28 protein-coding genes and 1 pseudogene are annotated in these 25,277 nt (G+C 72.4%); 14 read left to right on the forward strand and 15 right to left on the reverse strand.

Annotation, left to right across the window (positions count from 1 at the left end):
• Window positions 1-87: 87 nt before the first annotated feature.
• Window positions 88-819: a GntR family transcriptional regulator gene (locus ACIQ8J_RS15435; protein ID WP_403272227.1), complete on the reverse strand. Its 732-nt coding sequence runs from the start codon at window positions 817-819 to the stop codon at window positions 88-90.
• A 176-nt stretch (window positions 820-995) separates the two neighbouring features.
• Between ACIQ8J_RS15435 and ACIQ8J_RS15440 the strand changes: the two genes are divergently transcribed.
• Window positions 996-1,262, forward strand: coding sequence for a DUF1049 domain-containing protein (locus ACIQ8J_RS15440; protein ID WP_403272226.1), 267 nt, complete (start codon window positions 996-998; stop codon window positions 1,260-1,262).
• Between the two features lie 32 nt (window positions 1,263-1,294).
• Window positions 1,295-1,894 (forward strand): GNAT family N-acetyltransferase, encoded by a 600-nt coding sequence (locus ACIQ8J_RS15445; RefSeq protein WP_403272225.1) that lies wholly within the window; start codon window positions 1,295-1,297, stop codon window positions 1,892-1,894.
• Here the strand turns inward: ACIQ8J_RS15445 and ACIQ8J_RS15450 are convergent.
• Entirely contained in the window at window positions 1,891-2,232 is a 342-nt protein-coding gene (locus ACIQ8J_RS15450; RefSeq protein WP_403272224.1) for a DUF6204 family protein, read from the reverse strand. The genes ACIQ8J_RS15445 and ACIQ8J_RS15450 overlap by 4 nt on opposite strands.
• Window positions 2,233-2,452: 220 nt before the next feature.
• Here ACIQ8J_RS15450 and ACIQ8J_RS15455 point away from each other — a divergent pair, with 220 nt between their 5' ends.
• On the forward strand, window positions 2,453-4,423 hold the full coding sequence (locus ACIQ8J_RS15455) for a DUF5107 domain-containing protein (protein ID WP_403272223.1): 1,971 nt from the start codon (window positions 2,453-2,455) through the stop codon (window positions 4,421-4,423).
• A gap of 207 nt (window positions 4,424-4,630) precedes the next feature.
• Here the strand turns inward: ACIQ8J_RS15455 and ACIQ8J_RS15460 are convergent, their stop codons facing one another.
• Window positions 4,631-4,984, reverse strand: coding sequence for a VOC family protein (locus ACIQ8J_RS15460; RefSeq protein ID WP_403272222.1), 354 nt, complete (start codon window positions 4,982-4,984; stop codon window positions 4,631-4,633).
• Between the two features lie 206 nt (window positions 4,985-5,190).
• Window positions 5,191-6,024, reverse strand: a complete 834-nt coding sequence (locus tag ACIQ8J_RS15465) for a class I SAM-dependent methyltransferase (RefSeq protein ID WP_403272221.1) — start codon at window positions 6,022-6,024, stop codon at window positions 5,191-5,193.
• 210 nt (window positions 6,025-6,234) lie between these two features.
• On the opposite strand from ACIQ8J_RS15465, the gene ACIQ8J_RS15470 reads away from it, so the two are divergent.
• The 4 genes from ACIQ8J_RS15470 to ACIQ8J_RS15485 all read left to right on the forward strand — a co-directional run bounded on the left by ACIQ8J_RS15470 (window position 6,235) and on the right by ACIQ8J_RS15485 (window position 10,170).
• Window positions 6,235-6,987 carry an MBL fold metallo-hydrolase gene (locus ACIQ8J_RS15470; protein ID WP_403272220.1) on the forward strand — a complete coding sequence of 251 codons (753 nt, stop codon included), beginning with the start codon at window positions 6,235-6,237 and terminating at the stop codon, window positions 6,985-6,987.
• A gap of 114 nt (window positions 6,988-7,101) precedes the next feature.
• Window positions 7,102-7,680: a TIGR03086 family metal-binding protein gene (locus ACIQ8J_RS15475; protein WP_403272219.1), complete on the forward strand. Its 579-nt coding sequence runs from the start codon at window positions 7,102-7,104 to the stop codon at window positions 7,678-7,680.
• A 148-nt stretch (window positions 7,681-7,828) separates the two neighbouring features.
• Window positions 7,829-9,052, forward strand: coding sequence for an aminotransferase class I/II-fold pyridoxal phosphate-dependent enzyme (locus tag ACIQ8J_RS15480; protein WP_403272218.1), 1,224 nt, complete (start codon window positions 7,829-7,831; stop codon window positions 9,050-9,052).
• A 77-nt stretch (window positions 9,053-9,129) separates the two neighbouring features.
• A complete protein-coding gene (locus ACIQ8J_RS15485) occupies window positions 9,130-10,170 on the forward strand; it encodes an MBL fold metallo-hydrolase (protein WP_403272217.1) in 1,041 nt (346 codons plus the stop codon).
• Window positions 10,171-10,198: 28 nt separating this feature from the next.
• Here ACIQ8J_RS15485 and ACIQ8J_RS15490 read toward each other — a convergent pair whose 3' ends face one another.
• On the reverse strand, window positions 10,199-10,336 hold the full coding sequence (locus tag ACIQ8J_RS15490) for a hypothetical protein (protein WP_403272362.1): 138 nt from the start codon (window positions 10,334-10,336) through the stop codon (window positions 10,199-10,201).
• A gap of 1 nt (window position 10,337) precedes the next feature.
• Window positions 10,338-10,433 (reverse strand): annotated as a pseudogene (locus tag ACIQ8J_RS15495) (MBL fold metallo-hydrolase); the annotation flags it as partial.
• A gap of 64 nt (window positions 10,434-10,497) precedes the next feature.
• Between ACIQ8J_RS15495 and ACIQ8J_RS15500 the strand changes: the two are divergent.
• The 3 genes from ACIQ8J_RS15500 (at window position 10,498) to ACIQ8J_RS15510 (ending at window position 12,863) form a co-directional block, all read left to right on the forward strand.
• Window positions 10,498-10,602 carry an NADH pyrophosphatase zinc ribbon domain-containing protein gene (locus ACIQ8J_RS15500; RefSeq protein WP_403272216.1) on the forward strand — a complete coding sequence of 35 codons (105 nt, stop codon included), beginning with the start codon at window positions 10,498-10,500 and terminating at the stop codon, window positions 10,600-10,602.
• 46 nt (window positions 10,603-10,648) lie between these two features.
• A complete protein-coding gene (locus tag ACIQ8J_RS15505; protein WP_403272215.1) occupies window positions 10,649-11,053 on the forward strand; it encodes a hypothetical protein in 405 nt (134 codons plus the stop codon).
• A gap of 481 nt (window positions 11,054-11,534) precedes the next feature.
• Complete coding sequence (locus ACIQ8J_RS15510; RefSeq protein WP_403272214.1) at window positions 11,535-12,863, forward strand: amino acid permease; 1,329 nt, start codon at window positions 11,535-11,537, stop codon at window positions 12,861-12,863.
• 60 nt (window positions 12,864-12,923) lie between these two features.
• Here ACIQ8J_RS15510 and ACIQ8J_RS15515 read toward each other — a convergent pair whose 3' ends face one another.
• Window positions 12,924-13,823, reverse strand: a complete 900-nt coding sequence (locus ACIQ8J_RS15515; RefSeq protein WP_403272213.1) for a glycoside hydrolase family 6 protein — start codon at window positions 13,821-13,823, stop codon at window positions 12,924-12,926.
• 234 nt (window positions 13,824-14,057) lie between these two features.
• Complete coding sequence (locus tag ACIQ8J_RS15520) at window positions 14,058-14,711, reverse strand: histone deacetylase (RefSeq protein WP_403272212.1); 654 nt, start codon at window positions 14,709-14,711, stop codon at window positions 14,058-14,060.
• Between the two features lie 133 nt (window positions 14,712-14,844).
• Here ACIQ8J_RS15520 and ACIQ8J_RS15525 point away from each other — a divergent pair, with 133 nt between their 5' ends.
• The gene (locus tag ACIQ8J_RS15525) at window positions 14,845-15,222 is read left to right on the forward strand and encodes a nuclear transport factor 2 family protein (RefSeq protein WP_403272211.1); all 378 of its coding nucleotides are present in this window, start codon (window positions 14,845-14,847) and stop codon (window positions 15,220-15,222) included.
• Here the strand turns inward: ACIQ8J_RS15525 and ACIQ8J_RS15530 are convergent.
• From ACIQ8J_RS15530 to ACIQ8J_RS15540, 3 genes are all read right to left on the reverse strand, one after another.
• A complete protein-coding gene (locus ACIQ8J_RS15530) occupies window positions 15,212-16,021 on the reverse strand; it encodes a helix-turn-helix domain-containing protein (protein ID WP_403272210.1) in 810 nt (269 codons plus the stop codon). The genes ACIQ8J_RS15525 and ACIQ8J_RS15530 overlap by 11 nt on opposite strands.
• A 3-nt stretch (window positions 16,022-16,024) precedes the next feature.
• Window positions 16,025-17,440 carry a glycosyltransferase 87 family protein gene (locus tag ACIQ8J_RS15535; protein WP_403272209.1) on the reverse strand — a complete coding sequence of 472 codons (1,416 nt, stop codon included), beginning with the start codon at window positions 17,438-17,440 and terminating at the stop codon, window positions 16,025-16,027.
• Between the two features lie 104 nt (window positions 17,441-17,544).
• Entirely contained in the window at window positions 17,545-17,934 is a 390-nt protein-coding gene (locus ACIQ8J_RS15540; RefSeq protein WP_403272208.1) for a VOC family protein, read from the reverse strand.
• 214 nt (window positions 17,935-18,148) lie between these two features.
• On the opposite strand from ACIQ8J_RS15540, the gene ACIQ8J_RS15545 reads away from it, so the two are divergent.
• Both ACIQ8J_RS15545 and ACIQ8J_RS15550 read left to right on the forward strand, forming a co-directional pair.
• A complete protein-coding gene (locus ACIQ8J_RS15545; RefSeq protein ID WP_403272207.1) occupies window positions 18,149-19,291 on the forward strand; it encodes a molybdopterin-dependent oxidoreductase in 1,143 nt (380 codons plus the stop codon).
• A 35-nt stretch (window positions 19,292-19,326) separates the two neighbouring features.
• Window positions 19,327-19,701: a hypothetical protein gene (locus ACIQ8J_RS15550; RefSeq protein WP_403272206.1), complete on the forward strand. Its 375-nt coding sequence runs from the start codon at window positions 19,327-19,329 to the stop codon at window positions 19,699-19,701.
• A 17-nt stretch (window positions 19,702-19,718) separates the two neighbouring features.
• On the opposite strand, the gene ACIQ8J_RS15555 is transcribed toward ACIQ8J_RS15550, so the two are convergent.
• Complete coding sequence (locus ACIQ8J_RS15555; RefSeq protein WP_403272205.1) at window positions 19,719-20,543, reverse strand: TrmB family transcriptional regulator; 825 nt, start codon at window positions 20,541-20,543, stop codon at window positions 19,719-19,721.
• Between the two features lie 581 nt (window positions 20,544-21,124).
• On the opposite strand from ACIQ8J_RS15555, the gene ACIQ8J_RS15560 reads away from it, so the two are divergent.
• Window positions 21,125-23,119 (forward strand): putative Ig domain-containing protein, encoded by a 1,995-nt coding sequence (locus tag ACIQ8J_RS15560; protein WP_403272204.1) that lies wholly within the window; start codon window positions 21,125-21,127, stop codon window positions 23,117-23,119.
• A gap of 82 nt (window positions 23,120-23,201) precedes the next feature.
• On the opposite strand, the gene ACIQ8J_RS15565 is transcribed toward ACIQ8J_RS15560, so the two are convergent.
• From ACIQ8J_RS15565 to ACIQ8J_RS15575, 3 genes are read right to left on the reverse strand one after another with little or no spacing between them, the layout of a single operon-like run.
• The gene (locus ACIQ8J_RS15565; RefSeq protein ID WP_403272203.1) at window positions 23,202-23,864 is read right to left on the reverse strand and encodes a class I SAM-dependent methyltransferase; all 663 of its coding nucleotides are present in this window, start codon (window positions 23,862-23,864) and stop codon (window positions 23,202-23,204) included.
• Complete coding sequence (locus ACIQ8J_RS15570) at window positions 23,861-24,559, reverse strand: DUF2064 domain-containing protein (RefSeq protein WP_403272202.1); 699 nt, start codon at window positions 24,557-24,559, stop codon at window positions 23,861-23,863. The genes ACIQ8J_RS15565 and ACIQ8J_RS15570 overlap by 4 nt, the downstream gene beginning before the upstream one ends.
• Entirely contained in the window at window positions 24,556-25,272 is a 717-nt protein-coding gene (locus ACIQ8J_RS15575; protein WP_403272201.1) for a glycosyltransferase family 2 protein, read from the reverse strand. Before ACIQ8J_RS15575 ends, ACIQ8J_RS15570 begins: the two co-directional genes overlap by 4 nt.
• Window positions 25,273-25,277 lie beyond the last annotated feature (5 nt).

The raw sequence follows: 25,277 nt of genomic DNA on the forward strand, positions 1-25,277 counted from the left end.
TTCGCCGGCTGCGGGCGGGCCGTGGCCGGTCGCAGTTCCCGGCGCTCCTTCAGGGCGCGACGCCGCACCGGACTTCCACCGGACCGCTCAGTTCGACTGGAGCACCGGGAGGGCCGGCGCGCCCGTCGGGAGCATGTGCTTGGCGGCCATGACCGGGGTGCCGTCGACCCGTACCACCTGCGTGATCAGCACGGCCGGGGTGTCCGCCGGGCGGTCCAGCTGCTCGCCCCTGCGGCGGCCCAGCAGCGTGGCGCTCACCCCGCTGTGCGCGCTCAGCGGCATCCCCCGAGAAGCCTCTACGAGGACGGTGAGCATCGAGGACGCGGGCTCGGCGGACAGGGCCTCGCCGAACCTCGGGTGCAGCCGCTCCAGTACGTCCTCGGGCGCCGCCCATTCATGGCTCAGGGCGACCGCGAGGCTCTCCCCGACCAGGACGGACTCCCAGAACCGCAGCTCCGATCCGGCGGGCGCGAGCAGGTGCTGGGTGGTGAAGTCGGTGGGCTCCTCCCGGCTGCGCAGCAGGGCCCGCACCCGGACCGGACCCAGCAGCTCGTCGAGCGGCTGGAGCTGTTCGAAGCCGCGCCTGGGCGGCCGGTCGTTGACGGTGCGGCCCACCCCGCGCCGCACCGAGAGCAGCCCGTCCTCCTGGAGCAGGAGCAGCGCCTCGCGCAGGGCGGGGCGGCTCACGCCGAGTTCGCCCGCGAGCTTCGGCTCCGAGGGCAGGGTGGAGCCCGGGGGATAGGTGCCGTCGTGGATCGCGTCCGCGATCCGCTCGTACAGCGCGACGACCGGCCTGCGCTGCTGCCCGCTCACTGCCATGAACCTGCCCTCCGTGTACCGGAGGGCCCAGCATGCCCCACCCCCACTTGTCTGACAAGGTGACCCGCCCGTTGTGCGCTCACCCGTACGGACCGCTCCACCGCACCCCGTAGCGGCGGATCCGTCAACCTGGGCGGAAGGGGAGCGGCGGCACCACACCCCAGAAAGGGCCGGCCATGAGCCCCAAGGACGCGTCGAGCGGTACGAGGACCAAGGCGGGCGGCAGCGCGAAGGGCAGGGCGGGCGGCGCGCTCACGCCGGCCAGGATCGCGGTCCTCGCGCTCGGCGTCCTGGCGCTCGTCTTCATCTTCGAGAACACCCGCCAGGTCAAGATCCGGCTGCTGATCCCGGAAGTCTCCATGCCCCTGTACCTCGCGCTGCTCGCGGTGTTCGTGGTGGGGCTCGGCTGCGGCGGCTACTTCATGAGGAGACGGAGCAAGTGATGCGCCTGCGGGCAGGTCAGTAACCTGGCCCGATGCGAAATGAGGCTGGCTTCCTCGCCGAGGGCCCCCGCGTGGGCATACGGAACTTCACCCGCCAGGACTCCGAGGAGTTCACCGCCCTCGCCGCGGCGAGCCGCTCCCTGCACGCACCCTGGCTCTTCCCGCCGACCGACGCCGAGGCGTACGCGATGTACGCGGACCGGCTCATCAACGACCCGGCCAGGCACGGCTTCCTGGTGTGCGAGCGGGACGGCGGCCGCATCGCCGGATTCATCAACATCAACAACGTGGTCGAGGGGGCCTTCCTGAGCGGAGCGATCGGCTACGGCGCCTTCGGGCCCGCCGCCGGGCGCGGCCTGATGAGCGAAGGCCTCGCGCTCGTCATCCGGTACGCGTTCGGAGCGCTCGGCCTGCACCGCCTCGAAGCGAACATCCAGCCCGCCAACGAAGGCTCCATCAAGCTGGTCCGCAGGGCCGGATTCCGTCTGGAGGGCTACTCGCCGGACTTCCTCTTCCTGGACGGCGCCTGGCGCGACCACGAGCGGTGGGCGGTCACCAAGGAGATGACCGAGCGGAGCGAGCGAGCCGTCGGCCAGGGCGTGTCCGGCGGGCCAGGGTCGTACACCCCCTAGCGCCGTCCGCCCTTGTAGTTGATCTTCATCGTGTCGAGATCGGTCACGGTCGACCGCAGATCGCGGAACCCGTGACCGAGCGCCTCCAGCGCGGACTCCGCCCGGTCCTCGGCGATCGCACCGGCCATCTCCTCGCCGTCGGCGGCGTCCGAGACGACGGTGAACCGCCACGAGAAGTGCTTCAGCGTCCGGTCGTAGGCGAGCGAGCCCTCCTCGGTGAAGGTCATCGCGGTCAGCCCGTGGTCGTCCACCTCGGCGAGCAGCCGCGCCCGCGAGGCCTCGCTCAGCCCGTCCCACACGCCGCGCACGATGACCCGGTAGGTGTGCCGCTCGCTCATGTCCCGCTGTCCTTCCGTACCGCACGTCCGTTGCGCGTAGATCGTCGCCGATGGGCGCAAGGGTGTCGACCGATATTCCACGGGCCGCACGCAATTCACGGCCTTTGCGCAATCCTGACCGGGTGGTCCTCTGGCCGTTGTCAGTGCCGCGGTGTTCCATGGTCATCGGGGGGTCGGCCGAAAGGGCTGCCGGGGCCCCGCACGAGGGAGTGAGGTTGCCTTGGCCACGACTGTGCGACGTGCCGTACTGACCCTGCCCGGCGCCCCGTTGGGCGAGCCGAACCCCCTGCCCGCGCTGCGGCCGCGCGACGAGACGCACGTTCTCGACGAGAAGGCGCGCGACGGGCTGCCCCGGGACATGGCCCGCCAGATCGGGTACGAGCCGCTGGAGACGCTGCTGCCCGTGCGCGTGCTGGACGGCTACGGGCGGGAGCGGACCGCGGTCGAGCTCGACTCGATCGTGATCGAGAACGACCGGCTGCGCGCCACCGTGCTGCCGGGCCTCGGCGGCCGCGTGCACTCCCTGCTCCACAAGCCGACCGGCCGCGAACTGCTCTACACCAACCCGGTGTTCCAGCCCGCCGACTTCGCGCTCAACGGCGCCTGGTTCTCCGGCGGCATCGAGTGGAACATCGGCGCCACCGGCCACACCACCCTGTCCTGCGCCCCCGTCCACGCGGCCCTGGTCCCGGCTCCGGACGGCGGCGACATGCTCCGCCTGTGGGAGTGGGAGCGGCTGCGCGACCTCCCCTTCCAGGTGGACCTCTGGCTCCCCGACGACTCCGACTTCCTGTACGTGGGCGTCCGCATCCGCAATCCGCACGAGAAGACCGCGCCCGTCTACTGGTGGTCCAACATCGCGGTCGAGGAGGGCGAGCGCACCCGGATCGTCGCCCCGGCCGACGAGGCCTGGCACTTCGGGTACGAACACGCCCTGCGCCGCGTGCCCGTCCCTGCATGCGACGGCGCGGACCGCACCTATCCGCTGCGCAGCGAGTACCCCGCCGACTACTTCTACGAAGTCCCCGACGGCGCCCGCCGCTGGATCGCCTCACTGGACGAGAGCGGCCGGGGGCTCGTCCAGACCTCCACGGACACCCTGCGCGGCCGCAAGCTCTTCCTGTGGGGCGCGGGGCGCGGCGGCCGCCACTGGCAGCAGTGGCTGACCGAGCCGGGCACCTGCGGATACGCCGAGATACAGGCGGGCCTCGCCCGGACCCAACTGGAGCACGTTCCGCTCGATTCGGGTGCCGAGTTCGCCTGGTTGGAGGCGTACGGGCCGCTGTCCGCAGAGGGGCCCGTCGTGCACGGCGCCGACTGGAAGGCCGCCCGCGCCGAGGTGGCCGGCAGACTGGAGCAGGCCCTTCCGCGCGCCGCGGTGGACGAGGCGTACGCCGCCTGGCGTCCGTTCGCCGACGCCGAACCCGGTGAGCGCCTGGCCACCGGATCGGGCTGGGGCGCCCTCGAAGTCCTGCGTACGGGAATGAAGCTGCCCGGCACCCCATTCCCCGAAGTGACGCTGACTCAGGAACAGCGTCCCTGGCTGGAGTTGCTGCGCACCGGTGTCCTTCCGGAGCCGCGCAAGGTGACCCCGCCGGGACCCACCCTGGTCGCCCCGCACTGGCGCGACATGCTGGAGACGGCACCCGCCGACCCGCTCACCGAATACCACCTGGGCGTCGCCCAGTGGCATGCGGGCGACCACGCCCAGGCCGTCCGCAGCTGGGAACGCGGCCTTCAACTCGCCCCGTCCCGCTGGCCGTTGCTGCGCTGCCTCGCCGTCGCGGACCGGCTGTCCGGCAACACCGGCCGGGCCGCCGACCGCTACGCCGAGGCCTTCGACGACTTCTGCGAGGAACGCAGGGAGGGCGCCCAGTGGACGGCCGCCTCCGCCGCGCTGGGCCGCGAAGCCATCGAGACGCTGCTGGCCGAGCACCGCCACGAGGAGGCCCGAGCGCTCTGGGGCCGACTGCGCCCCCCGGTCCGCGACCGCGGCCGGTTCCGCCTCATCGAGGCCCAACTCCTCCTGGCGGAGGGCGCCCCGGCCGCCGCCCGCGCCCTCTTCGACACGGGCTTCGAGGTCGCCGACCTGCGCGAGGGCGAGGAGACCCTGAACGACGTATGGACCCACCTCACCGACGATCCGCTCCCCGACAGATATGAGTACCGGATGCGGCCGGGGCCGGGTTAGGGGGTGTCCGGTGGGTCATGGCCGGGGTCGCGGCGGCTGGCACGGCACCTCGCCGCGTTGCCGAAACGTCCCGATAGCTCCGCTATCAGGCCGCTCCGGCGCCTTGCGATGCACCGCACCAGCCGCCGCGCCCTGTCCGACCCTGACCCACCGGACACCCCCTAGGGTGCGCCTCTGCACAGGCTCTGAGCGCCCCCGGACCGCAGATCACTGGACGGGTTTGCGGTCCACGTACTCGAAGACCGAGCCGTCGGGGTGGAGGGCGATCAGGTTGCGGCCCACCGGGGTCGGGACCGGGCCCGCGATGATGCGGGCGCCGGCCTCGGTGAGGGTGGTGTGCGCCTCGTCCACGTCCTTGACCGCCACCGTCGCCGCCACCTTCCGCAGTACTTCGATCTCCTCTTCGGGCCCGCTCATCAGCAGGAAGCAGCCGACGGCGGCGACGGACACGCCGCCCCGGTCGAAGCGGAGCGCCCGAGTGCCGGTGACGCGCTCGTAGAAGACGATCGCGCTCTCCAGGTCGGAGACGCAGATGCGCAGCGTGGTTCCGAGAATGTCCATGCGCCGAAGCCTAGTTGGGGGAGATCGTCCGAGGCGGGCGATCCGGGCGCCCGGAGCCGGCGGCCTTGCCGTACGCGACAGAGGATCTCGCCGTTCGGACAACTTCTACCGCGACGCCGTCATCCGTGGGCACACCCGCCCTCGGGGCAACGCTGATCGCATCGCGCAGGCAAGCCGCCGCACCGGTGCGTCTGCCGAGCGTCCGGTCACACGCGGCAGAGGATCTCGCCGTGCGGGACCATGAACCAGGCGTCGTCCCGCGCACCCCAGGCGCGCCAGGCCTCGGAGATCGCGGTCAGTTCGGCAGCTGTGGCATGACCGCCGTCCACCGCCAGGCCCGCGTACGCGGAGGCGACCGTACGGTCCGCCCACAGCCCGCTCCACCAGGCGCGCTCCTCCTCGGTGGCGAAGCACCATGTGCTCGCGGAGGACCTGATGTCGGAGTAACCGGCCTTCAGCGCCCAGGACTTGAGACGCCGCCCGGCATCCGGCTCGCCGCCGTTGGCGCGGGCGACCCGGCGGTACAGCTCCAGCCAGCCGTCCAGTGCGGGTGTCTCGGGGAACCAGGTGAACGCGCCGTAGTCGCTGTCGCGGACCGCGACGATCCCGCCCGGCCGGGTGACCCGGCGCATCTCGCGCAGCGCCAGCACCGGGTCGCCGACGTGTTGCAGCACCTGATGCGCGTGCACGACGCAGAACGTGTCGTCCGGGAAGTCCAGCGCGTGAACGTCCGCGACGGCGAACGACATGTTCTCCAGGCCGCGTCCGGCCGCGTGAGCGCGCGCCTGCTCGACGATGCCCGGCGCGTGGTCCACCGCCGTCACATGGCCGTCCGGCACCAGCGCGGCCAGATCGGCCGAGATGGTCCCCGGTCCGCAGCCGATGTCCAGGACCCGCATGTGCGGCTTCAGTTCACCGACGAGGTAGGCGGCCGAGTTGGCCGCGGTGCGCCAGGTGTGCGAGCGCAGTACGGACTCGTGGTGGCCGTGGGTGTAGACGGCGGTCTCGCGCGCCGCTGCCCGAGGCGTCTCCTGCGACATGACCGGACTCCCTTTCGGTGAACTGCCCTGGTGGTGCTGCCACTTTAGAACGGCTGGCCGGATGGTGAGATCCATGTCTTGCGATATGGACACGCCCCTTGGGTCGCCTCCCACCGCACGGGCGGCAAGCCGCGGGGCGCTCGACGGGAATAGGCCGGTGCCGGACCGGGTTGTCCCCCCGCCAGGCAGTGATCAACTCGGGAGGGAATCATGAGCGATCTCGCCATCCAGTACGTGGGCGGCCCCACCGCCGTCATCGAGATCGGCGGGGTGCGGCTGGTCACCGACCCCACCTTCGACGCCCCCGGCGACTACCCCATCGGGCAGCGCAAGCTGGTCAAGAGTGCCGGGCCCGGCATCGGAGCCGAGGAGATCGGCGCCCCCGACCTGGTGCTGCTCTCGCACGACCAGCACCCCGACAACCTCGACCGGTCCGGCCGCGACTACCTCGACCGGGCTCCCGTCGTGCTCTCCACGGCCGCCGCGCACGGCAGACTCGGCGACCGCGTCACGGTGCTGCCCACCTGGGAGACGTACCGGACCGGGCGGTTGAGCATCACCGGCGTGCCCGCGCTGCACGGCCCCGACGGCAGCGAACCCGTGGTCGGCGAGGTCACCGGATTCGTCCTGCACGGGGACGGCCTGCCCACGGTGTACGTCAGCGGCGACAACGCCTCCCTCGACCACGTGCGCACCATCGCGGAGCGCTTCGGACCCGTGGACGTGGCCGTCCTGTTCGCGGGCGGCGCCCGCACCGCGCTGCTCGACGCCGACCTCACACTGTCCAGCGCGGCCGCCGCCGAGGCCGCTGCGATCCTGGGCGCGCGGCACGTCGTACCGCTGCACTTCGAGCACTGGGCCCACTTCACCCAGGGCCCGGACACCCTGGTCGAGGCGTTCGCCGCGGCCGGACTCAGCGAAAAGCTGCACCTCCTCAAGCCGGCCGGACGCTTCACGCTCTAGCCGCGTGCGCCGAACCGCCTGTTTCGAGCAGAGCGGGTCATGGGGTGCGGGTGCCCGGTGCCACCCGGCGTAATGCGCTTGAGGCCCGGTGGGTGTGCGGGGATGGTGGGAGGTATGGATGAGCGCCGATCTGCCCTTCGCCACCACGCCGACGCCCTCGACCTCTTCGGCTCCCGCGTCCATCAGGTGCGCCGGGACCAATGGGGCGCCCCGACCCCCTGCACCGAGTGGAACGTACGGGATCTGGTCAACCACCTCGTGTCCGAGCAGCTCTGGGTGCCGCCGCTCGTCAGCGAGCAGCGCACCATCGCGGACGTCGGCGACACCTTCGACGGCGATGTGCTCGGTGAGGATCCTGTCGCCGCCTGGGACGTCGCCGCCGAAGGGGCCCGCGCGGCGTTCAAGGCGCGGGGCGCCATGGACCGTACGGTGCAGCTTTCCTACGGGCGCACGCACACAGCCGCGTACTGCGCCCAGATGATCACCGACGCCGTCGTGCACGCCTGGGACCTCTCGCGCGCGATCGGCGCCGACGAGCAACTCCCCGACGCCCTGGTCGACTTCGCGGCCCGCGAGGTCGCCCCGTACGCCGCGGGCCTCTCAAAGAGCGGCCTGTTCGCCGAGCCCGTCACCCCGCCGCCCGGCGCCGACGTACAGACGAAGCTGCTGGCCCTTCTGGGGCGGCGCGCCTGAAGCCGCCCGGTACGACCCGGAACCCGGGCGAACCGGGCGCCAGGGGCCTTCGCGGGCGGGCGCACAAGCGGCGGCACGGGCCAAACCTCCGTATAAAGGCTTGAAAGGCACGGCTCATGGTGCCGACAGGGCCCGAGGAGGGAACGGCATGCAGGGGACGGTCGCCGAAGGCCGCGGCCCGGTGCGCTACGGGCCGCCCGCACCCGGGCCCGGACTGCCCGTGCTCCCGGAACTCACCGCGCGGCTCACGGCCGGCGCGGGACGCACCGAGCCCGAGCCGCCCGGCGGCGGACCCGAACTGCGCGAGGCCGCGTGCGGCTACTGGCTGCGGCGCGGGCTGCCCACCGCACCGCAGCGGGTCGTCGCCGCCCCGGGCGCCCAGCCCCTCCTGATCGCCCTGCTCGGCGCGTACGGCGGCGACGTGCTGATGCCGCGCCCGTGCCCGGCCTGGTGGACCCCGCAGGCCCGGCTGCTCGGCCGGCCCGCCTACCACGTGCCGACCCCGGCCGAGTGCGGTGGCGTACCCGACCCGTACGCCCTGCTCGAAACCGTTCGCCGGGTACGCGCCGAGGGCGGCAGGCCCCGGCTCCTGCTGCTCTCCGTCGCCGACGACCCGACCGCGACCGTCGCGCCGCCCGAGACCGTACGCGAGGCCTGCGAGGCCGCCATCGGCGAAGGGCTGCACATCATCAGCGACGAGACCTGGCGGGACACCGTCCACCGCCCCCACGAGACGATGCTGCTCAGCCCCGCCGAGATGTGCCCCGACGACGTGACCGTCCTCGCCGACCTCGGTGGCGCGTTCACCCCGCCCGGCTGGCCCGCCGCCGTCGCCCGCTTTCCCGACACGGCGCCCAGCGCCACGCGCCGGGCGCGCACCCTGGACATCCTCACCGCGCTGGGCGCCGTCGTCGCCGCGCCGATCGCCGCGGCCGCCGCGCTCGCCCTCACCGAACCCCCGCCCGTCGCCGACCGGACCCGGCAGGCGGCGGCACTCCACGCGCGCGTCGCGGCCGCGGCCCACCACGCCGTACTCGACGCCGGGGTCATCGCCCGGCCCCCGCAGGCGGGCCGCCACCTGTACGCCGACCTCGGCCCGTTCCGCACCGGCCTCGCCGCCCGAGGCGTCACCGACTCCATGGAACTGGAGGACTACCTCACGGCCCGCCTCGCCGCCCCAGCCCCCGGCGGCCACCGCTTCGGCGACGAACTCGGCTCGCTCCGTGTCCGCCTCGCCACCGGCCCGCTGCTCGGCTCGACCCAGGAGCAGCGCCTGGAGTCCCTCGGCGCGACGGACCCGCTGCAACTGCCGCACGTACGCGAGGCGTTGAGCGCGCTCGCGGCCGCGCTGGCGGAACTGCGCGACCCGTGACGAGCGGTGAGCCGTACCGGAACGCGTCGCCCGCGCCGACACCGACCCGTGAGCCGCCACCGAACGGAGTTGCCTCGATGACGGAGCAGGTGGAACAGACGGAAGCGAGCGGCGGGGCCCTGCGTCCGCTCGCGCCGGCGCCGGACACGGTCCAGGCGCCGCGGCCGCTCGGTGAGCTCCGCCGCTGGCCCCGGTCCTTCGCCGACCGGCTCACCGCCCCGCTGCCCGGCGTGCGCGCCATGGCCCGGCTCGCCCGCGAGGGCGCCCTGCGGCCGGGGCCCGAGGGGCTGCGCGCCATCGCCGACCTCCCGTTCGCCCCGGGACCACTGCCCGCCGCCGGCCTCGACACGCTCGCCCTGACCTGGGCCGGACACGCCAGCTGGATCATCCGCATCGGCGGACTCACCGTCCTGACCGACCCCGTCTGGTCGCGGCGCATCCTCGGCACCCCGGCCCGCATCACGCCGGTCGGCGTGCGCTGGGAGGACCTGCCGCCCGTAGACGCCGTCGTCATCAGCCACAACCACTACGACCACCTCGACGCCCCCACCCTGAAACGACTCCCGCGCGACACTCCCTTCTTCGTCCCGGCCGGCCTCGGACGCTGGTTCCGGCGCCGCCGCTTCCACCACGTCACCGAGCTCGACTGGTGGGAGGCCGCGGAATACCGGGGCGTCCGCTTCGACTTCGTACCGGCCCACCACTGGTCCAAACGCCGGCTCACCGACACCTGCCGGTCCCTGTGGGGCGGCTGGATCCTGGGCGACCGCCGGCAGCGCAGGCTCTACTTCGCGGGGGACACCGGGTACGGCCACTGGTTCAAGGAGATCGGGCGCCGGTACGCCGGGATCGACCTGGCGCTGCTCCCCATCGGCGCGTACGCCCCGCGCTGGTGGCTCCAGGACGTGCACGCCGACCCCGAGGAAGCGGTGCAGGCCTTCTCGGACCTGGGCGCACGGCGGATGGCCCCGATGCACTGGGCGGCCTTCGTCCTGTCCGCCGAGCCCGTCCTGGAACCGCTCACCCGGGTCCGAGCCGCCTGGGAACGAGCCGGCTACCCGCGGGAAGACCTGTGGGACCTGCCGGTGGGGGCGTCGCAGGTGCTGGCGGAGGCCTGAGAGGGCCGGAGGGCGCGCGGGAGCGCTCTCACTGGTCCCAGCAGCCCGCTCGCCGCCCGCGCCGCATCCTGCGCAACTCCGTGGGCGCGCCGCTGATCAGCAGGGTCAGATGGTCCCGGCCCAGGCCGGGGCCCCAGCCGCCGACCGGGAGCAGCACCAGGTTCACCGGTCAGCAGCCGTACGCCGCGGTCCTCGATCGTGCGGGTGGCATGACCCCACCAGGTGATCTCCACCGGACACCGCGTAGATCGACGGGCGGAAATCTCGGCACGCGCAAAGCGCGGAAGCCGGGGTAGGCGTCCCGGCGCACCGGAAGGGAGGCGCCCCGTGACCACGCACTCGGAGCAGTGTCCGCGCTGCGGAGGAGTCCTGGCGGTGAGCCAGGACGGCTGGAAGATCTGCCACTCCTGCGGCTACTCCTCCCCGCCGTGAAGTCGGAGTAGGGTCGGCCCACGACGGCTCATACAGGGGGACGGCCATGGACGACGTACGGGTGGCGGCGATCGCCAGCCTGACCCCGCTCGAAGAACTCGATCTCGACCCCTTCCTGGTGGACACCCGCAGCCAGCACGAGATGTGCGCGCGCTGGGCCGCCGACCGGGGATACGTGGTCACCACACAGCTGCTCTTCTACGGTCTGCGTCCGGACCACGTCGGCCTCTGGACGGACGTCGACGCGGGCCTTGTCGATGTGTTCGTGGCGCCCAACGAGCGTGTCCTGGCACGGGCGTTGACGTCCGTGCCGGAGTTCTCCGCCGAGTGCGCGCGGCGCGGGGTGCGCCTGGAGACGGCCGGACTGGACGAGCCCGCCTACGACGCGACGCGCAAGGCGCACATCCACCGGCGCCTGTCGATGCCCACCGCCGGCTACGACGGCTGCTGACCCTCCGCACCACAACGCACCACCCGTGACCGTTTGCGCCCTTGTGGCAGGGTGTGGTTGCGGGGCGATGGCGGACGACGGGCAGGGCCCTGCTGCTGGTGATCGTGGTGTGGGCCGTCTCGACGCTCACCATGATGGTGCTCGCTGCGCCTGGTTGCGCTCCCGCTGATCCCCGGCGGTCGCGGCGCCGCCGAACCCGAGACCGCGGTGATCGCGGCCGCCGTGATGTCGGCGCCGAGCAGGTGCACCGGGTGGTGCGGCGCTGGCTGCGCGAAGGTCGGGGCCGCAGGTCACGGTGGGCGTGGCGGCCGGCCACGTCTCCCCGGCCGGCACGGAGAATTCCCTGTCAACACCCCAAGCGGAAGGACCTTTTCCGGTTTCTGGTGGCGCCGGACAGGACAAAACCAGCTGATTTGGTGGGGTGCCTCCCGTACCCGACCATGGTCAGGTTTGTCCCGTACGAGAGGCGCGCCACCCCACCATGACCACGCAAGAAACCCAGAGCAAGCACGCACGGCAATTCGGCCTGCCGATCGCGACCGCTCTGGTCATGGGAAACATCATCGGCGGCGGAATCTTCCTGCTCCCCGCCTCCGTCGCCCCCTTCGGGACGATCAGCCTGGTCGCGTTCGGCGTCCTCACCGCGGGCGCGATCGCGCTCGCCCTGGTCTTCGGCCGGCTCGCCGAGCGCCACCCGCAGACCGGCGGCCCCTACGTCTACGCCCGCGAGGCCTTCGGCGACTTCGCCGGGTTCCTCGCCGCCTGGTCGTACTGGATCACCACCTGGGTCTCGAACGCGGCCCTCGCGGTCGCCGCCGTCGGCTACCTCGACGTGCTCATACCCGTGCAGCACTCCAAGGCGGCGACCATCACCGCGGCCCTGCTGCTCCAGTGGCTCCCGGCCCTCGCCAACCTCGCGGGCACCCGGTACGTGGGCGTGGTCCAACTCGTCTCCACCGTGCTGAAGTTCGCCCCGCTGCTCCTGGTCGCCGTGGGCGGACTGTTCTTCTTCGACCCCGCCAACCTCGGCCCCTTCCAGACCGGCGGGCAGTCCGGGCTCGGCGCGATATCCGCCTCCGCCGCGATCCTGCTCTTCAGCTACCTCGGCGTCGAGTCCGCCGCCGTCAGCGCGGGCGAGGTCCGCGACCCGCGCCGCAACGTCGGCCGCGCCACGATCCTCGGCACCATGGGCGCCGCCGTGATCTACCTCCTGGGCACGCTCTCCGTGTTCGGTACGGTCCCGCACGACAAGCTCGTCGCCTCCACCGCCCCCTTCACCGACGCCGTGAACTCCATGTTCGGCGGCTCCTGGGGCGGTACCGCGGTCGCCCTCGCCGCCCTCGTCTCCATGGTCGGCGCCCTCAACGGCTGGACCCTGCTGAGCGCCCAGACCCCGTACGCCGCCGCCAAGGACGGCCTCTTCCCGAAGGTGTTCGCGCAGAAGAAGCGCGGCGTTCCGACGGTCGGCGTCCTGGTCACCGCGGCCCTCGCCTCGCTCCTGACCGTCTACAACTACATCGCGGGATCGAAGGGCGTCTTCGAGACCCTGGTCCTGGTGACGACCTTCACGGCGACCGTCCCCTACCTCCTGTCGACCGCCTCCCAGATCTACTTCCTGGTCTCCGGCCAGTCCGAGCGCGTGCACCGCTCCCGCCTCATCCGCGACTCGGTCCTGGCGGCAGGGGCCTTCGGCTTCTCGATGTGGCTCGTCGCGGGCTCCGGCTACGAGGCCGTCTACCAGGGCGTGCTGTTCCTCTTCGCGGGCGTCCTCGTCTACGCGTGGATGGCGGGCCGCAAGCAGCACGCGTAAGCGCGTGGCGGGCCCGGGAGCGCTCTCACGCGATGGTCGCGTGGAGCCCCGAGGGCGCTCTCACGCCTTCGCCGCGCGGGCCAGCTCCAGCGCGTACTCGGGCCACCACTCGCCCGCCGCCGGACCGCCGCGGCAGGTGCCGTCCGAAGATCCGGGGCGCTTGATCCACAGGTAGGCGTCGATCAGCGCGTCCCCGGTGCTCGCGGTGGGCGGGGTGCCGAGCGCCCGGCCGGGGGGATTGCACCAGGACTCACTGCCGGAGTAGGGGCCGTTGCCGTTGCGGCTGGTGTCCACGACGAAGTGCTTGCCGCCGAGCGCGGCCGACAGGCGGTGCCCGTACTCGGCGCTGGACGCATTCGTCTGGAACGCGGACACATTGAGCGAGAACCCGTCGGCCTCCCCGACGCCCGCCTGCCGCAGCGTTCGAGACAACTGCCCCGTGTCGGTGATCCACTCGGAGTTGCCCGCGTCCAGGTACACCTTCGTCGCGGGTCCGCGCTTCAACTGCCCGACGGCGTAGGCGAGTAGGGCCAGACGCTCGTCGGAGGGGGCCGCCGAGCAGCCGCCCAGGAGGTGTGCGATCGCGTCCGGCTCGACGATCACGACGGCCGGGCGCTCCCCGATGCCGCGCGCGAGAGACTTGACCCACTGCCGGTAGGCCGCCGCGTCCTCCGCGCCACCCTTCGAGTGGCTTCCGCAGTCGCGATGCGGAATGTTGTACGCGACGAGCACCGGTACGCGTCCGGCGAGGGAGGCGGCGTCGGTGAGGCCCCGCACCTCCTGCTCGACCCCGTCGGGGAGCAGCCACTGCGCCTGCGGCCGCAGCGAGATCCGCTCCATCAGCGCCGCGTCGGCGCTCCGTCCGGCCCGGCGCCACTGTGCGGCCTGTGCGGCGGCGGAGGTTGCGGGGTTCACCCAGTACGGGCCGGGGCCCACGTCGCCGGACAGAGACCGGGGCATGGCGCACCCGAGCGAGAGCGCGAAGGCGAGCGCCGCGACACAGCAGCGAAAACGGGGACGTGACCTGCCGGACATGGGACTCCAGGGATGCCGAACCCACCGATTCTGCGCAGATCTTGCCACCCGAGGCCTGCCGAGCGCCCGGATCAAGGGCCGTACGGGGGAACGGGCGCGCACGGGAGCCGCATGTCCCGTGCCCGGTGTCACCCCCGTACATATCGGCCCGCATCCGCGTCAGCTCTCCAGGAGGCGTGCGACGGCCCGCTCGGACCAGCGGCCCGCCGCACCCGGGCACGCCGCCAGATAGGCGGCCACCGCGGCGCCATCCCAAGTGCCCATGTCCAGCAGGCCAGTTGCCAGGTGCGTGAGATAGGCCTCCGAGGGCGCCGTCCAGACGACCTCGTGCATGCGCCAGGGGGCCGTGAAGGTGAGCAGGGGCAGACCGTCGAGCCAACCGGCCCGGACCAGGGTCTCGTACCGCCCCTCGCCGAGTACGGATCTTCCCGTGCTCAGCACCTCCCCGAGGTCGAGTTCGCCCCCGGGCTCCCGGTACATCTCCTGGGCCGCGATGTCGGAGAACTGGCCCGACGAGACGAGATGGGCGCGGGCCAGCACGCGGCCGTCCGCCAGCGGATCGTAGAAGGCCCTGCCGCCACCCCACACCGGGGAACTGGTCGCGAAGTAGAGCGCCCCGCGCAGCTCCACCGGAACGGACTCGGCGGGCAGGCGACGGTCCCGGCAGCCCGGGTACGTCCTGGCCGCCCCCGGTGGCCGCCCGCCCTCGATGTAGCAGGCGAGGCGGTCGAGGCGCATGTTGGAGCCGTAAGAGGCGTACCAGACCGGCTCGTTCGAGCCGCCCGAGCACACGGGCGGCAAGCTGTCGTCCATCGCATTACCTCCTGGGTAATCGACCCGTCTATCGCCGCCCGGCAAGGTTGAGGACATCGGGACCCGGGCGGCGCACTCCGGTCGGGTCCCGAGTTTCCGACCAGTTGCCACGTATCCCACGGAGGAGATCCTCATGTCCGAGAACCGCTACGAGACCGCCGTCGCCCGCTACTTCGAGGCCTGGAACGCCGGCTCGGCCGAGGAGATCGCCAAGGCTGTCGCCGCCGCGTGGACCGAGGACGGGTCCTACACCGACCCGCTCGCCCAGGTCGCCGGGCACGACGGCGTCGCCGCCGTGATCGCCGGGGCGCACGCCCAGTTCCCCGGCTTCGAGTTCCGCGCGGCCGGCCCTGCCGACGGGAACCACGACATCGCCCGGTTCGGCTGGGAACTGGTGTCGGTCGCCGACGGGTCGGCGCCGGTCGCCGGGTTCGACGTGATCACCCTCGCCGAGGACGGCCGGATCCGCTCCGTCGCCGGGTTCCTGGACCGCGTGCCGCCTATGGCATGAGCGACTGAAGGTACTTCGCCGTCTCCGGGTCGGCCGGCAGGAAGGTTTCGATGGCCAGCTCGGAGACGGTGACGTCCATCGGCGTGTTGAACGTGGCGATGGTCGATATGAAGGACAGCACAGTGCCGCCCACTTCGATGCGCAGCGGCAGTGCGAAGGGGAACACCGGGTGGTTTCCGGCCTCGCCCGGCTCCTCCCGGCCGGCCGCCGGCACCGGATGGGCCGCCACCTCCTCGTACAGCTCGCGCAGCGAGTCGCTGCGCAGCAGCGCGATCTGCCGTTCCATCTGTTCGAGGAGATGGCCGCGCCACTGCGGCAGATTGCGGATGCGCGGGGCGAGGCCCTCCGGGTGGAGCGTCAGCCGCATCGCGTTCACCGGCGGCGCCAGCAGATGACCCGCCACGCCTTCGAGCAGCATCTCGATGCCGCGGTTCGCGGCGAGCACCGTGTACGTCGCGTCGACCATCAGTGCCGGGTACGGATCGTAGGCCTGGAGCAGCCGCTCCATGCCCTCCCGCAGCGAGCTCATCGACGGGTCGTCGAGGGGGGTCTGCGCATAGTGCGGGGCGTAACCGGCCGCCAGGAGCAGCGCGTTGCGCTCGCGGACCGGCACCTCCAGGTGCTCGGCGAGGCGCAGCACCATGTCCTCGCTCGGGCGGGACCTGCCGGTCTCGATGAAGCTGATGTGCCGGGCCGAGGAGTCGGCGCGCAGCGCGAGTTCCAGCTGGCTGATCCGGCGCTGCTCGCGCCAGCCGCGCAGCATCGGCCCTACTCCGGTTTCGAGTGCGGCAGTTGTCATACCTCAGACACTAACCCGCTCCACTGACAACGCCCCCGGACGCCCCGAACCCTGCCCCGCCCGGCGCCGCACCGCCCAGCCCGCGATGACCGCGCAGGCGGCGACCGCGTACGCCGTCGTCGCCACGGGGAAGTCCGGCGCGGCCGGTGCCGTCACATAGGCGGCCGCGGTCGCCGCGGCGACGGTGAGCCACTCCCACCGCCCGTCGAGCGCCACCAGCGCCACCAGGAGCAGCGCGTACCAGGAATAGCCGGGGGTGAGCAGCAGAAAGGACCAGCCGAGCAGCAACAGCCCGCCGGACCAAGGGTGTTCGGCCCTCCCGCGCCGCACCACGTACCCGGTCACCCCGAGCAGCACGGCCGCCGTGACCGGCAGGGACCAGCTGTCGGGGAGCACCAGGCGCAGCAGCGCGAACCGGCCCCGCGTCGACGGGTCGTCGTACCCCTCCTCCTGGGTGTAGCCGCCGAGGTAGCCGAACACCGAGGAGTGCGAGAAGAGCGCGTACGGAAGGTAGGAGAGCGCGATCACGCCGACCGCCGCCAGGAGCACGGTCACCGGGCGCCGCCGCAGTACCGCGGGCAGGACGACGGCGGGCAGCAGCTTCACCGCGACGCCCGCACCGATCAGCGCCCCGCCGGCCGCGGCGCGCAGCCGCCCGACGGCGGAGCCGGCCCCGCCCGTCAGCACGCCGAGCCCGGCGATCGTCACCAGCACGGCCAGGACGTCGACATGGGCGTTGTTGACGGCCTCCACGGGCACGGCCGGACACCACGCCCAGTACGCGGCGGCCGAAACGGAGCCCGCCGTCCCGTCCGGACCGCGGCGCCGCAGCACGCGCAGCAACCCGAGCGTGGTGCCCACCGCGCACAGCGCACCGCCGATCTGGAGCGGCTTGAGACGGGCGGAGGGCGGCGAGACCTCGTCGACCAGCAGGAAGTACGCCTCCGCCACCGGCGGGTAAATGGTGTGCACGGAAGGCCTGTTGAGGCGGGTGCAGCCGCCGTCGATCCGAGCCCGGTCCGGCAGCGAGCACTGGGCCCGGCCGGTCGGGAACAGCCAGCTGTCGCGCAGCCGGCTCAGTGCACGGTCGCCCGGCGCATGGTCGTACGGGGAGATCCCGGCGGCCTGCACCCGGCCGTCCCAGGCGTACCGGTAGGCGTCGGTGCTGGTGCGCGGGGGAGCGAGGAGACCGGTCGCGGCGACGGCGATGCCGCCCGCGACGATCAGCGCGGCACCGTGGCGGACCGGCACCTTCCGCAGAGACCAGGCGGCCGCGGCGAACAGCAGCCAGGCCGCCGCGTACCACCACGAAAGCCCGCCCGGATCGGAGGCGTGCCGGTCGTAACGGATGGTGAACACGAGCACGGCGACGAGCGAGGCGAGCAGGGCGGCGGTGCGTACGGTACGTCCATGGGTCACCCCGCGAGCCTCGCAGCTCGGAGCCGCTCCGTACGGCAAGCCGCCCCCGCCGTCCGCGAACCGTAAGGTTCGGTGGACGACGGGGGCGGATCGAGCAGGGGTGGTTACTTCCAGCCGCCGTACGGAACGGTCAGGATTTCCATCCCGTGTCCGGACGGATCCGGGAAATAGACTCCGCGGCCGCCGTCGTTGTGATTGATCTCGTTGGGGCGCTGCTGGAACGGATCCGCCCAGTAGGGAAGATTCATCGCCTTGATCCGTCCGAATGCCGCATCGAATTCCTCCTCGGACACGAGGAATGCGTAATGCTGCGCCGTAATCGGGGTGTCCGCAGGAGCCGTCGCGAAGTCGAGCGCGACTCCGTTGCTGGTCTCGACGGGGATGAACGGTCCCCATTCCTTGCCGACCTCAAGGCCCAGAACCTCCGCCAGGAATTCGGCGGAGACCCGCTTGTCTCGGGAGTGAACGATCGTGTGATTCAACTGTACTGACACGGTGGAATGCCTCCAACAGGCATCTCACAGACACCTCCATGTCTCACCCGGCCGGTGACCGACACGCGATGCTGCCCGAAGATCCTAACCACATATCCGTGCCTCTGTCACGGTACGGATTGCGTCACGGCATTCCCGCGCCGGTCGGCGGTGTTCGCGAACCGTAAGGTGTCGGGCCCTCCTGAACCGCGGTCCGCCGGGGTGGGATGGAGCCATGAAGCCACGACTTCCCGCGCTGCGGCCGCCCGTCTTCAAGGGCAGGCTGCACGATGCGCGCACGGCGACCTCGACCGGCCGCTGGCTGGGTGTCGCGATCGCCGTCTGCTTCGGCACCGGACTGATCAGCCACTACCTCCAGCATCCGCCCGGATGGCTGGCGGACACCCTGCCCAGCAGGCCCGTATGGGGGTACCGGTTCACCCAGGGCCTGCACGTGGCGGCCGGTATCGCCGCGATTCCGCTGCTGCTCGCCAAGCTGTGGACGGTGTACCCGAAGCTGTTCGCGTGGCCGCCGCTGCGCTCGGTGCGCCACGCCCTGGAGCGGCTCTCGGTTGCCGTCCTCGTGGCAGGCGCGGTCTTCGAACTGCTCACCGGGCTCCTGAACACGGTCCAGTGGTACCCCTGGCCGTTCTCCTTCGTGCCGGTCCACTTCGCGGTGGCGTGGCTGCTCGCCGGGGCGCTGCTGGTGCACGTGGCCGTCAAGTACCCGGACATCAGGGCGCATTGGGGCAGTACATCGCCCGGCACGCTGGCGCTTCCCGTGGCCGACGGCCCCGACCGGCGCTCCTTCCTGACCGGCGTGGCGGCCGCCGCCGGCGCGGTCACCCTGACCACCGTCGGCCAGTCCTTCACCCCGCTGAAGGCCTTCGACGTGCTCGCGCCGCGCCACCCCGACCACGGGCCGCTGGGCCTCCCGGTCAACCGGACCGCGACGGCGGCCGGCGTCGGCCAAGTCGACGCCACCGCCTACCGGTTGACGGTGGCGGGGCCACGCCCGTACACCCTCACCCTCGCCGAACTGGCCGCACTCACCCAGTACGAATCCGTCCTGCCCATCGCCTGCGTCGAGGGCTGGAGCAAGTCCGCCCGCTGGACGGGCGTGCGCGTGACCGACCTGCTGCGCAGGGCCGGCGCGCCGCCCCATGCCCGGATCCGCGTGGTGTCGCTGGAGCGGTACGGCGCGTACCGGGTGACGGAGATGGGCCGCGAGTACGCGCACGACCCGCTCACCCTGCTCGCCCTGAAGCTCAACGGGCAGACCCTGAGCCCGGACCACGGCTACCCGGCCCGCATCATCGCGCCTAACCGTCCCGGAGTGCTCCAGACCAAGTGGGTCACCCGGCTGGAGGTGCTGTGATGCGAACGGTCCTTGGAGCAGGGGGAGTTGCCCTGATGGCGCTCGGGGGCCTGCTGGTCTGGCAGCAGGCCACGCACTGGGACGTCCTGGTCTGGCTGGCCGGGGCCGTCGTCCTGCACGACGGGGTGATCGCGCCGCTCGTCCTGGGGGCGGGCCTGCTGACCGGCGGCCTGAAGAACCGCGGGCTGCTGCGCGGCACCCTGCTGACCGCGGGCTGCCTCACCCTGGTCGCCCTGCCGGTGCTGCTCCGCCCGCTCCCGACGGCCAACTCGACCGTCCTGCCGCTGGATTACGTACGCGGCCTGCTGGTCTGCCTCGCGGTGGTGGCGGCCCTCGCGCTGCTGCTCGGGGCGGCGCGCCGGGCCCGGGGGTGGTGGACGACGCGCCGGCCGCGTGCTTCCAGCGACTGATGCGGGGGAGCGCGGGGTCAGTGCGCGGTGTGCGAAGCCACCCGCATCGGCGCCGCCGCCTCCCACACGCTCTGGAACGCGAGACGCAGACAGGCCGCCAGGGCCGGATGCTCGATGTACAGGGCGGTCGTGGAGCCGGTGCCCGCCACCGGATCCGGCATGTCGCACAGCACCAGCGAGGCGTCCGCGATGACCAGTTTCAGCGGAAGGCGTTCCGTGAAGCGGGCCTCCTCCCCGGCCTCGGCGAAGCGCCGCACGTTCTCCAGCACCTCCTCGTCGGCCAGCGCGTCCTGTGTGTACACCGCCCGCACCGTGCCCTTGGCGCGTCGCAGCCGCCGCGTCGCCTTGATGCCGGAGGTGTTGGCGGCCGGTGCCACGAACGGGGGCATGCAGAAGGTGAGGAGTTCGGATCCGGCCTGCTCCTGGATGTCCGCGAAGCGCTCGGCGATCTGCCGCTGATCGCGCAGCACCTCGATGTAGTCGAGCGGATCGGTGTGCGCCCGGCCGTCCGCCCACAGGGGAAGCAGCAGTGAGGTGAGACCCCCCGACAGTTTCTCCAGCCGTTCCAGGGACTCTCTTTGACGGTTCATCAGACGCGTGAGGGCGAGCTCCGGGGCGACCGCGGTGAACGTGGCGACCCGGCCCCGGTGGGCCACCGCGAGCTGGGCGCGGACCAGTCCGTCGAGCACGTCGTAGATGCGCTGCCGGGGCACCTCGGCCTCCCGTGCCACCTGCGCCGCCGTGTACGAGTCGCGTCTGACCAGGGCGAGGTAGACCCGCGCCTCGTAGCGCGAAAGACCCAGCTCCACCAGGTCGTTGACCGACCCCTCATCGGGCTCCATGCACGTCCTCCTCGGCTTGCTGCCGCCACGGTATACACGTACACCCGGCCCGGAGCAGCCCAGAGATCCTTTGGGTTTCCCGGTCGATTCAGCCGACGATCCATCCCATTTGGAGGGCAAGGCTTTGCCTGCGGCTTACCAAAGGGCTGTTGTCGCTCCCGACAGCCGTCGCTACCTTCAACCATGCCACCACTGAAGCGGGTGGCAGTCTCGCGAGGTGTCGTTGTCATGCACCGATCATGCAAGCCGTCATGTGCAGATCACGCAAGGCCGTCATGCGCCGACTGTGCGCAGCGGCATGTTCTGATCACGCAACGCCGTACGAGCTGATCGCGCCACCCCGCACCAGCTGATCGCGCAAGGCCGCACGCGCTGATCACGCACAGCCGCACGAGCTGATCGATCGCACCGCACACGTACCGCCGATCGCATCGCACAGGCACCCGCGATCGGACCGCACGTACCGCCGATCGCATCCCAACGTACTGCCGAACGCGCCGGATCCGCTCCGCCGAACACCCAGATCCCGCAACCTCCGCTCGCCCTGATCCGGCGAACCAACCCCCATGGAGGGCAGTTCCTTGTACTCGAAGAGACCCTTCGGCCTCCCCAGGCCGACCGGCCGCGTATCCACCGCGGTCCTGTCCGCCGTGGCCCTGGTCACCGGCGGACTCATCGCCGCGGCCCCGTCCGTCGCCGCCGCCACCCACACGGGCAGCCAGCCTGCCAACACCCAGCGGCTGTGCGCCCAGCCCACCAAGGCCGGGATGATGTCCTGCCTGGCCCTGGCCCGCACCGATGTGCGGCACCACCTCGGCATATCCCCGGCCGCCGCTCCCTCCGGCTACGGCCCGACCGACCTGCAGAGCGCCTACGCGCTGCCCGCGAGCGCCGGATCCGGTGCCACCGTGGCGATCGTGGACGCCAACGATGACCCCAACGCCGAGTCGGACCTGGCCACTTACCGCTCGCAGTACGGACTGCCCGCCTGCACCACCGCCAACGGCTGCTTCAAGAAGGTCGACCAGAACGGCGGCACCAGCTACCCGACCGCCGACTCGGGCTGGGCCGGCGAGATCTCGCTCGACGTCGACATGGTCAGCGCCGTCTGCCCGCAGTGCCACATCCTGCTCGTCGAGGCGACCAGCGCCTCCATGGCCGACCTCGGCACCGCCGTGAACCGCGCGGTCACCATGGGCGCCAAGTACGTCTCCAACAGCTACGGCGGCAGCGAGGACGCCACCGACCCCACCTCGGACTCCACCTACTTCAACCACCCGGGCGTCGCCATCACCGTCTCTTCCGGTGACAGCGGCTACGGCGTCGAGTACCCCGCGGCCTCCCAGTACGTGACGTCCGTCGGCGGCACCTCGCTCAGCCGCGCCAGCAACTCCCGCGGCTGGTCCGAGTCCGTATGGGGCACCAGCTCCGGCGGTCAGGGCGCCGGTTCCGGCTGCTCGGCGTATGACCCGAAGCCGTCCTGGCAGACCGACACCGGCTGCACCAACCGCACCGTCGCCGACGTCTCCGCGGTTGCCGACCCCGCCACCGGCCTTGCCGTGTACGACAGTTACCAGGCTTCCGGCTGGAACGTGTACGGCGGCACCAGTGCCTCCTCGCCGATCATCGCGAGCGTCTACGCCCTCGCCGGCACCCCCGCCGCGAACACCAACCCGGCGTCCTACCCGTACGCCCACGCGTCCTCGCTGAACGACGTCACCTCGGGCGCCAACGGCAGCTGCAGCCCGAGCTACCTGTGCACCGCGGGCCCCGGCTACGACGGCCCGACCGGCCTCGGCACCCCCAACGGCACCGCGGCCTTCACCGGCGGCACCAGCACCGGCAACAGCGTCACGGTGGCCAACCCCGGCAACCAGTCGACCCAGGTCAACACCGCGGCCTCGCTCCAGATCAAGGCCAAGGACTCGGACAGCAGCCAGTCGCTGACCTACAGCGCCACCGGGCTCCCGGCCGGCCTGTCCATCAACGCGTCGACCGGTCTGATCTCCGGCACCCCGACGGCCGCCGGATCCTCCAGCGTGACGGTCACCGCCAAGGACTCCACCAATGCCAGCGGCTCGACGTCGTTCACCTGGAACGTCACCAACCCGGGCGGCGGCTGCACCCCGACCCAGCTGCTCGGCAACCCCGGCTTCGAGACCGGCAGCGCCGCTCCCTGGACGGCGACCGCGGGCGTCATCGACAACTCCAGCGGTGAGGCGGCGCACTCCGGCTCGTGGAAGGCCTGGCTCGACGGCTACGGCTCCAGCCACACCGACACGCTCTCCCAGTCGGTGACCGTCCCGGCCGGCTGCCACGCCACCTTCAGCTTCTACCTGCACATCGACACCCAGGAGACGACCACCACCACCGCCTACGACAAGCTGACGGTGACGGCCGGTTCGACCACCCTGGCGACCTACTCCAACCTCAACGCGAACACCGGCTTCACGCAGAAGTCCTTCGACCTCTCCTCGTTCGCGGGGCAGACGGTGACCCTCAAGTTCAACGGTGTGGAGGACAGCAGCCTGGCCACGTCGTTCGTCGTGGACGACACCGCGGTCAACGTGAGCTGACCTGAGCAACAGCGGTAGCACAGCCTGAACAGGGGGAGGGCGGGGCGGGGTCGACTCCCCGCCCCGCCCTCCCGCCGCGTCGCTATCCGCGCCGCAACGCCACGAACGGGCGGCCCGCCGCGGTCCACCGCCCGGCCGGGCGCCACCCCAGGGGGCAGGCGCAGGCGAGCAGCGCGTTCGTGCCGAGCCGAGCCCAGGGGAAGTCGCCTCCCGTCGCACCCCGCGCGTCGGCGATCCGCACCAGGATCCGTTCGTCGATCTCGTACGGGGCCGCCTCGACCAGCAACAGGCCGCCGGGCGCGACGAGTTGGGCCGCTCGGGCGAACAGCGCGGCCGGGTCGCCGCCGATGCCCACATTCCCGTCCAGGAGCAGCGCGGTGTCCCACCGGCCCTCGCCGGGCAGCCGGTCGAAGACCGAACGGCACAGGGCGCTGCCGCCCAGGGCCCGGGTGCGCCGGACCGCCTCGGGGCTCACATCGACCCCGAGCGCCGCGACCCCCTCGGCGGCCAGCGCCGCCACCAGCCGGCCCGGCCCGCAGCCGATGTCGAGGACCGCGCCCCGGCAGCGCCGCAGCACCGTCCGGTCCGCCAAGTCCGGTTCCGCACACCAGCGTTCGACCTCCAGCGGAAGCAGCCAGCCGTCGGGTCTGCGCAGGAACAGCGGACCCCGCCCGGAGCGCAGCGCGTCGGTATACGGGTCGGCGTGCCAGGCCGGGGGCGCGGTGGTGGAGAGCGCTCGCATCATGGGCGGGGTCCGGGGGCCAGGGGGCCGGCTGCTGCCGCAGTCAGGGCCCCGTCCCGCAGGGAGCGGGCGAAGCGGCCGTGCGGAGCCTCGGCCGCGACCAGCCGGGCGTCCCGCGCGGTGTCCACGTCCCGCAGCAGCGCCAGCTCACGCACCGCCAGCCCCGCGTCGTACAACCGCTGCCGCTGTACGCGCCCGGTCTCGGGCACCGACATCGGAACCCCGCGCAGCAGTGACGGGTCGGGCTCGGTGAGACCCAGGGCCCAGAACCCGCCGTCCTCGGCCGGCCCGAACCACGCGTCGTCCGGACCGTGCGCCACCAGCGCGGGCGCGAGCAGTGCCGGGCTCACCTGCGGGGTGTCCATGCCGATAAGGAGCGCGGGCCCGGTACACGCCGCGAACGCGGCCGCGATCCGCTCGTCCAGCCCGCCCGCACACTGCGGCAGCACCTCGATGCCCTCCGGCAGCCACGGCCCCGGCTCGCCGTCGAGCACCAGGACCCTTCTGCGTACGGGGGTGGCGAGCACCGCGTCGAGCGTGTCGGCGAGCGAGGCCTCGGCGATCCGGGCCGCCTCCTCGGGGGTGTACGGCGGGGTGAGCCGCGTCTTGACCCGGCCGGGCACCGGGGCCTTCGCGAGGACGAGCAGCGTCGTGCCCGATGCCGCACCCCGGCCCGCTCCGGCCGTCGGCCCGCTCATCGGGCAGCCGCCGGTGCCGACGCCTGCGCGGGCGGCTCGGCAAGGACCCGACGCATGTCGTGCACCGCCTGCCAGGTGCCCCGCCACGTCCCGGTCACCTTCGACCTCCCGGTGCGCGGCCGGTAGGGCACCTCGCGCTCGGCCACCCGCCACCCCGCGTCCGCCGCGCGCACCACCATCTGGAGCGGATAGCCGCTGCGCCGGTCGGTGAGCCCGAGCCCGAGCAGCGCCTCGCGGCGCGCCGCCCGCAGCGGCCCGAGATCGTGCAGCCGCAGCCCGGTGCGCCGCCGCAGCATCCGCGCGAGCGCCAGGTTCCCGGCCCGCGCGTGCAGCGGCCAGGCGCCCATACCCTGCGGCCGCCGCCGGCCGAGCACGAGATCGGCGGCGCCGGACGCCACCTCCCGTACATAGGGGACGAGCTCGGCGGGGTCGAGGGAGGCGTCGCAGTCGCAGAAGCAGACGTACTCGGCCTCGGCGGCGAGCAGCCCGGCGTGGCAGGCCGCGCCGAACCCCCGGCGGGGTTCGTGCACGACGGTCGCGCCGAGGGCGCGGGCCACTTCGGGTGAACCGTCCGAGGAGCCGTTGTCGACCACGACCGCCCGCCAGCCGTCCGGGATCCGGGCAAGCACCCAGGGCAGCGCCTCGGCCTCGTCCAGACAGGGCAGTACGACGTCCACGGTCACCGCACACGGTGCGGAAGGGGATTCAGTCACGCCCT

Source organism: Streptomyces sp. NPDC094147 (assembly GCF_044764265.1).
In the GTDB taxonomy this organism is placed as follows: Bacteria; Actinomycetota; Actinomycetes; order Streptomycetales; family Streptomycetaceae; genus Streptomyces.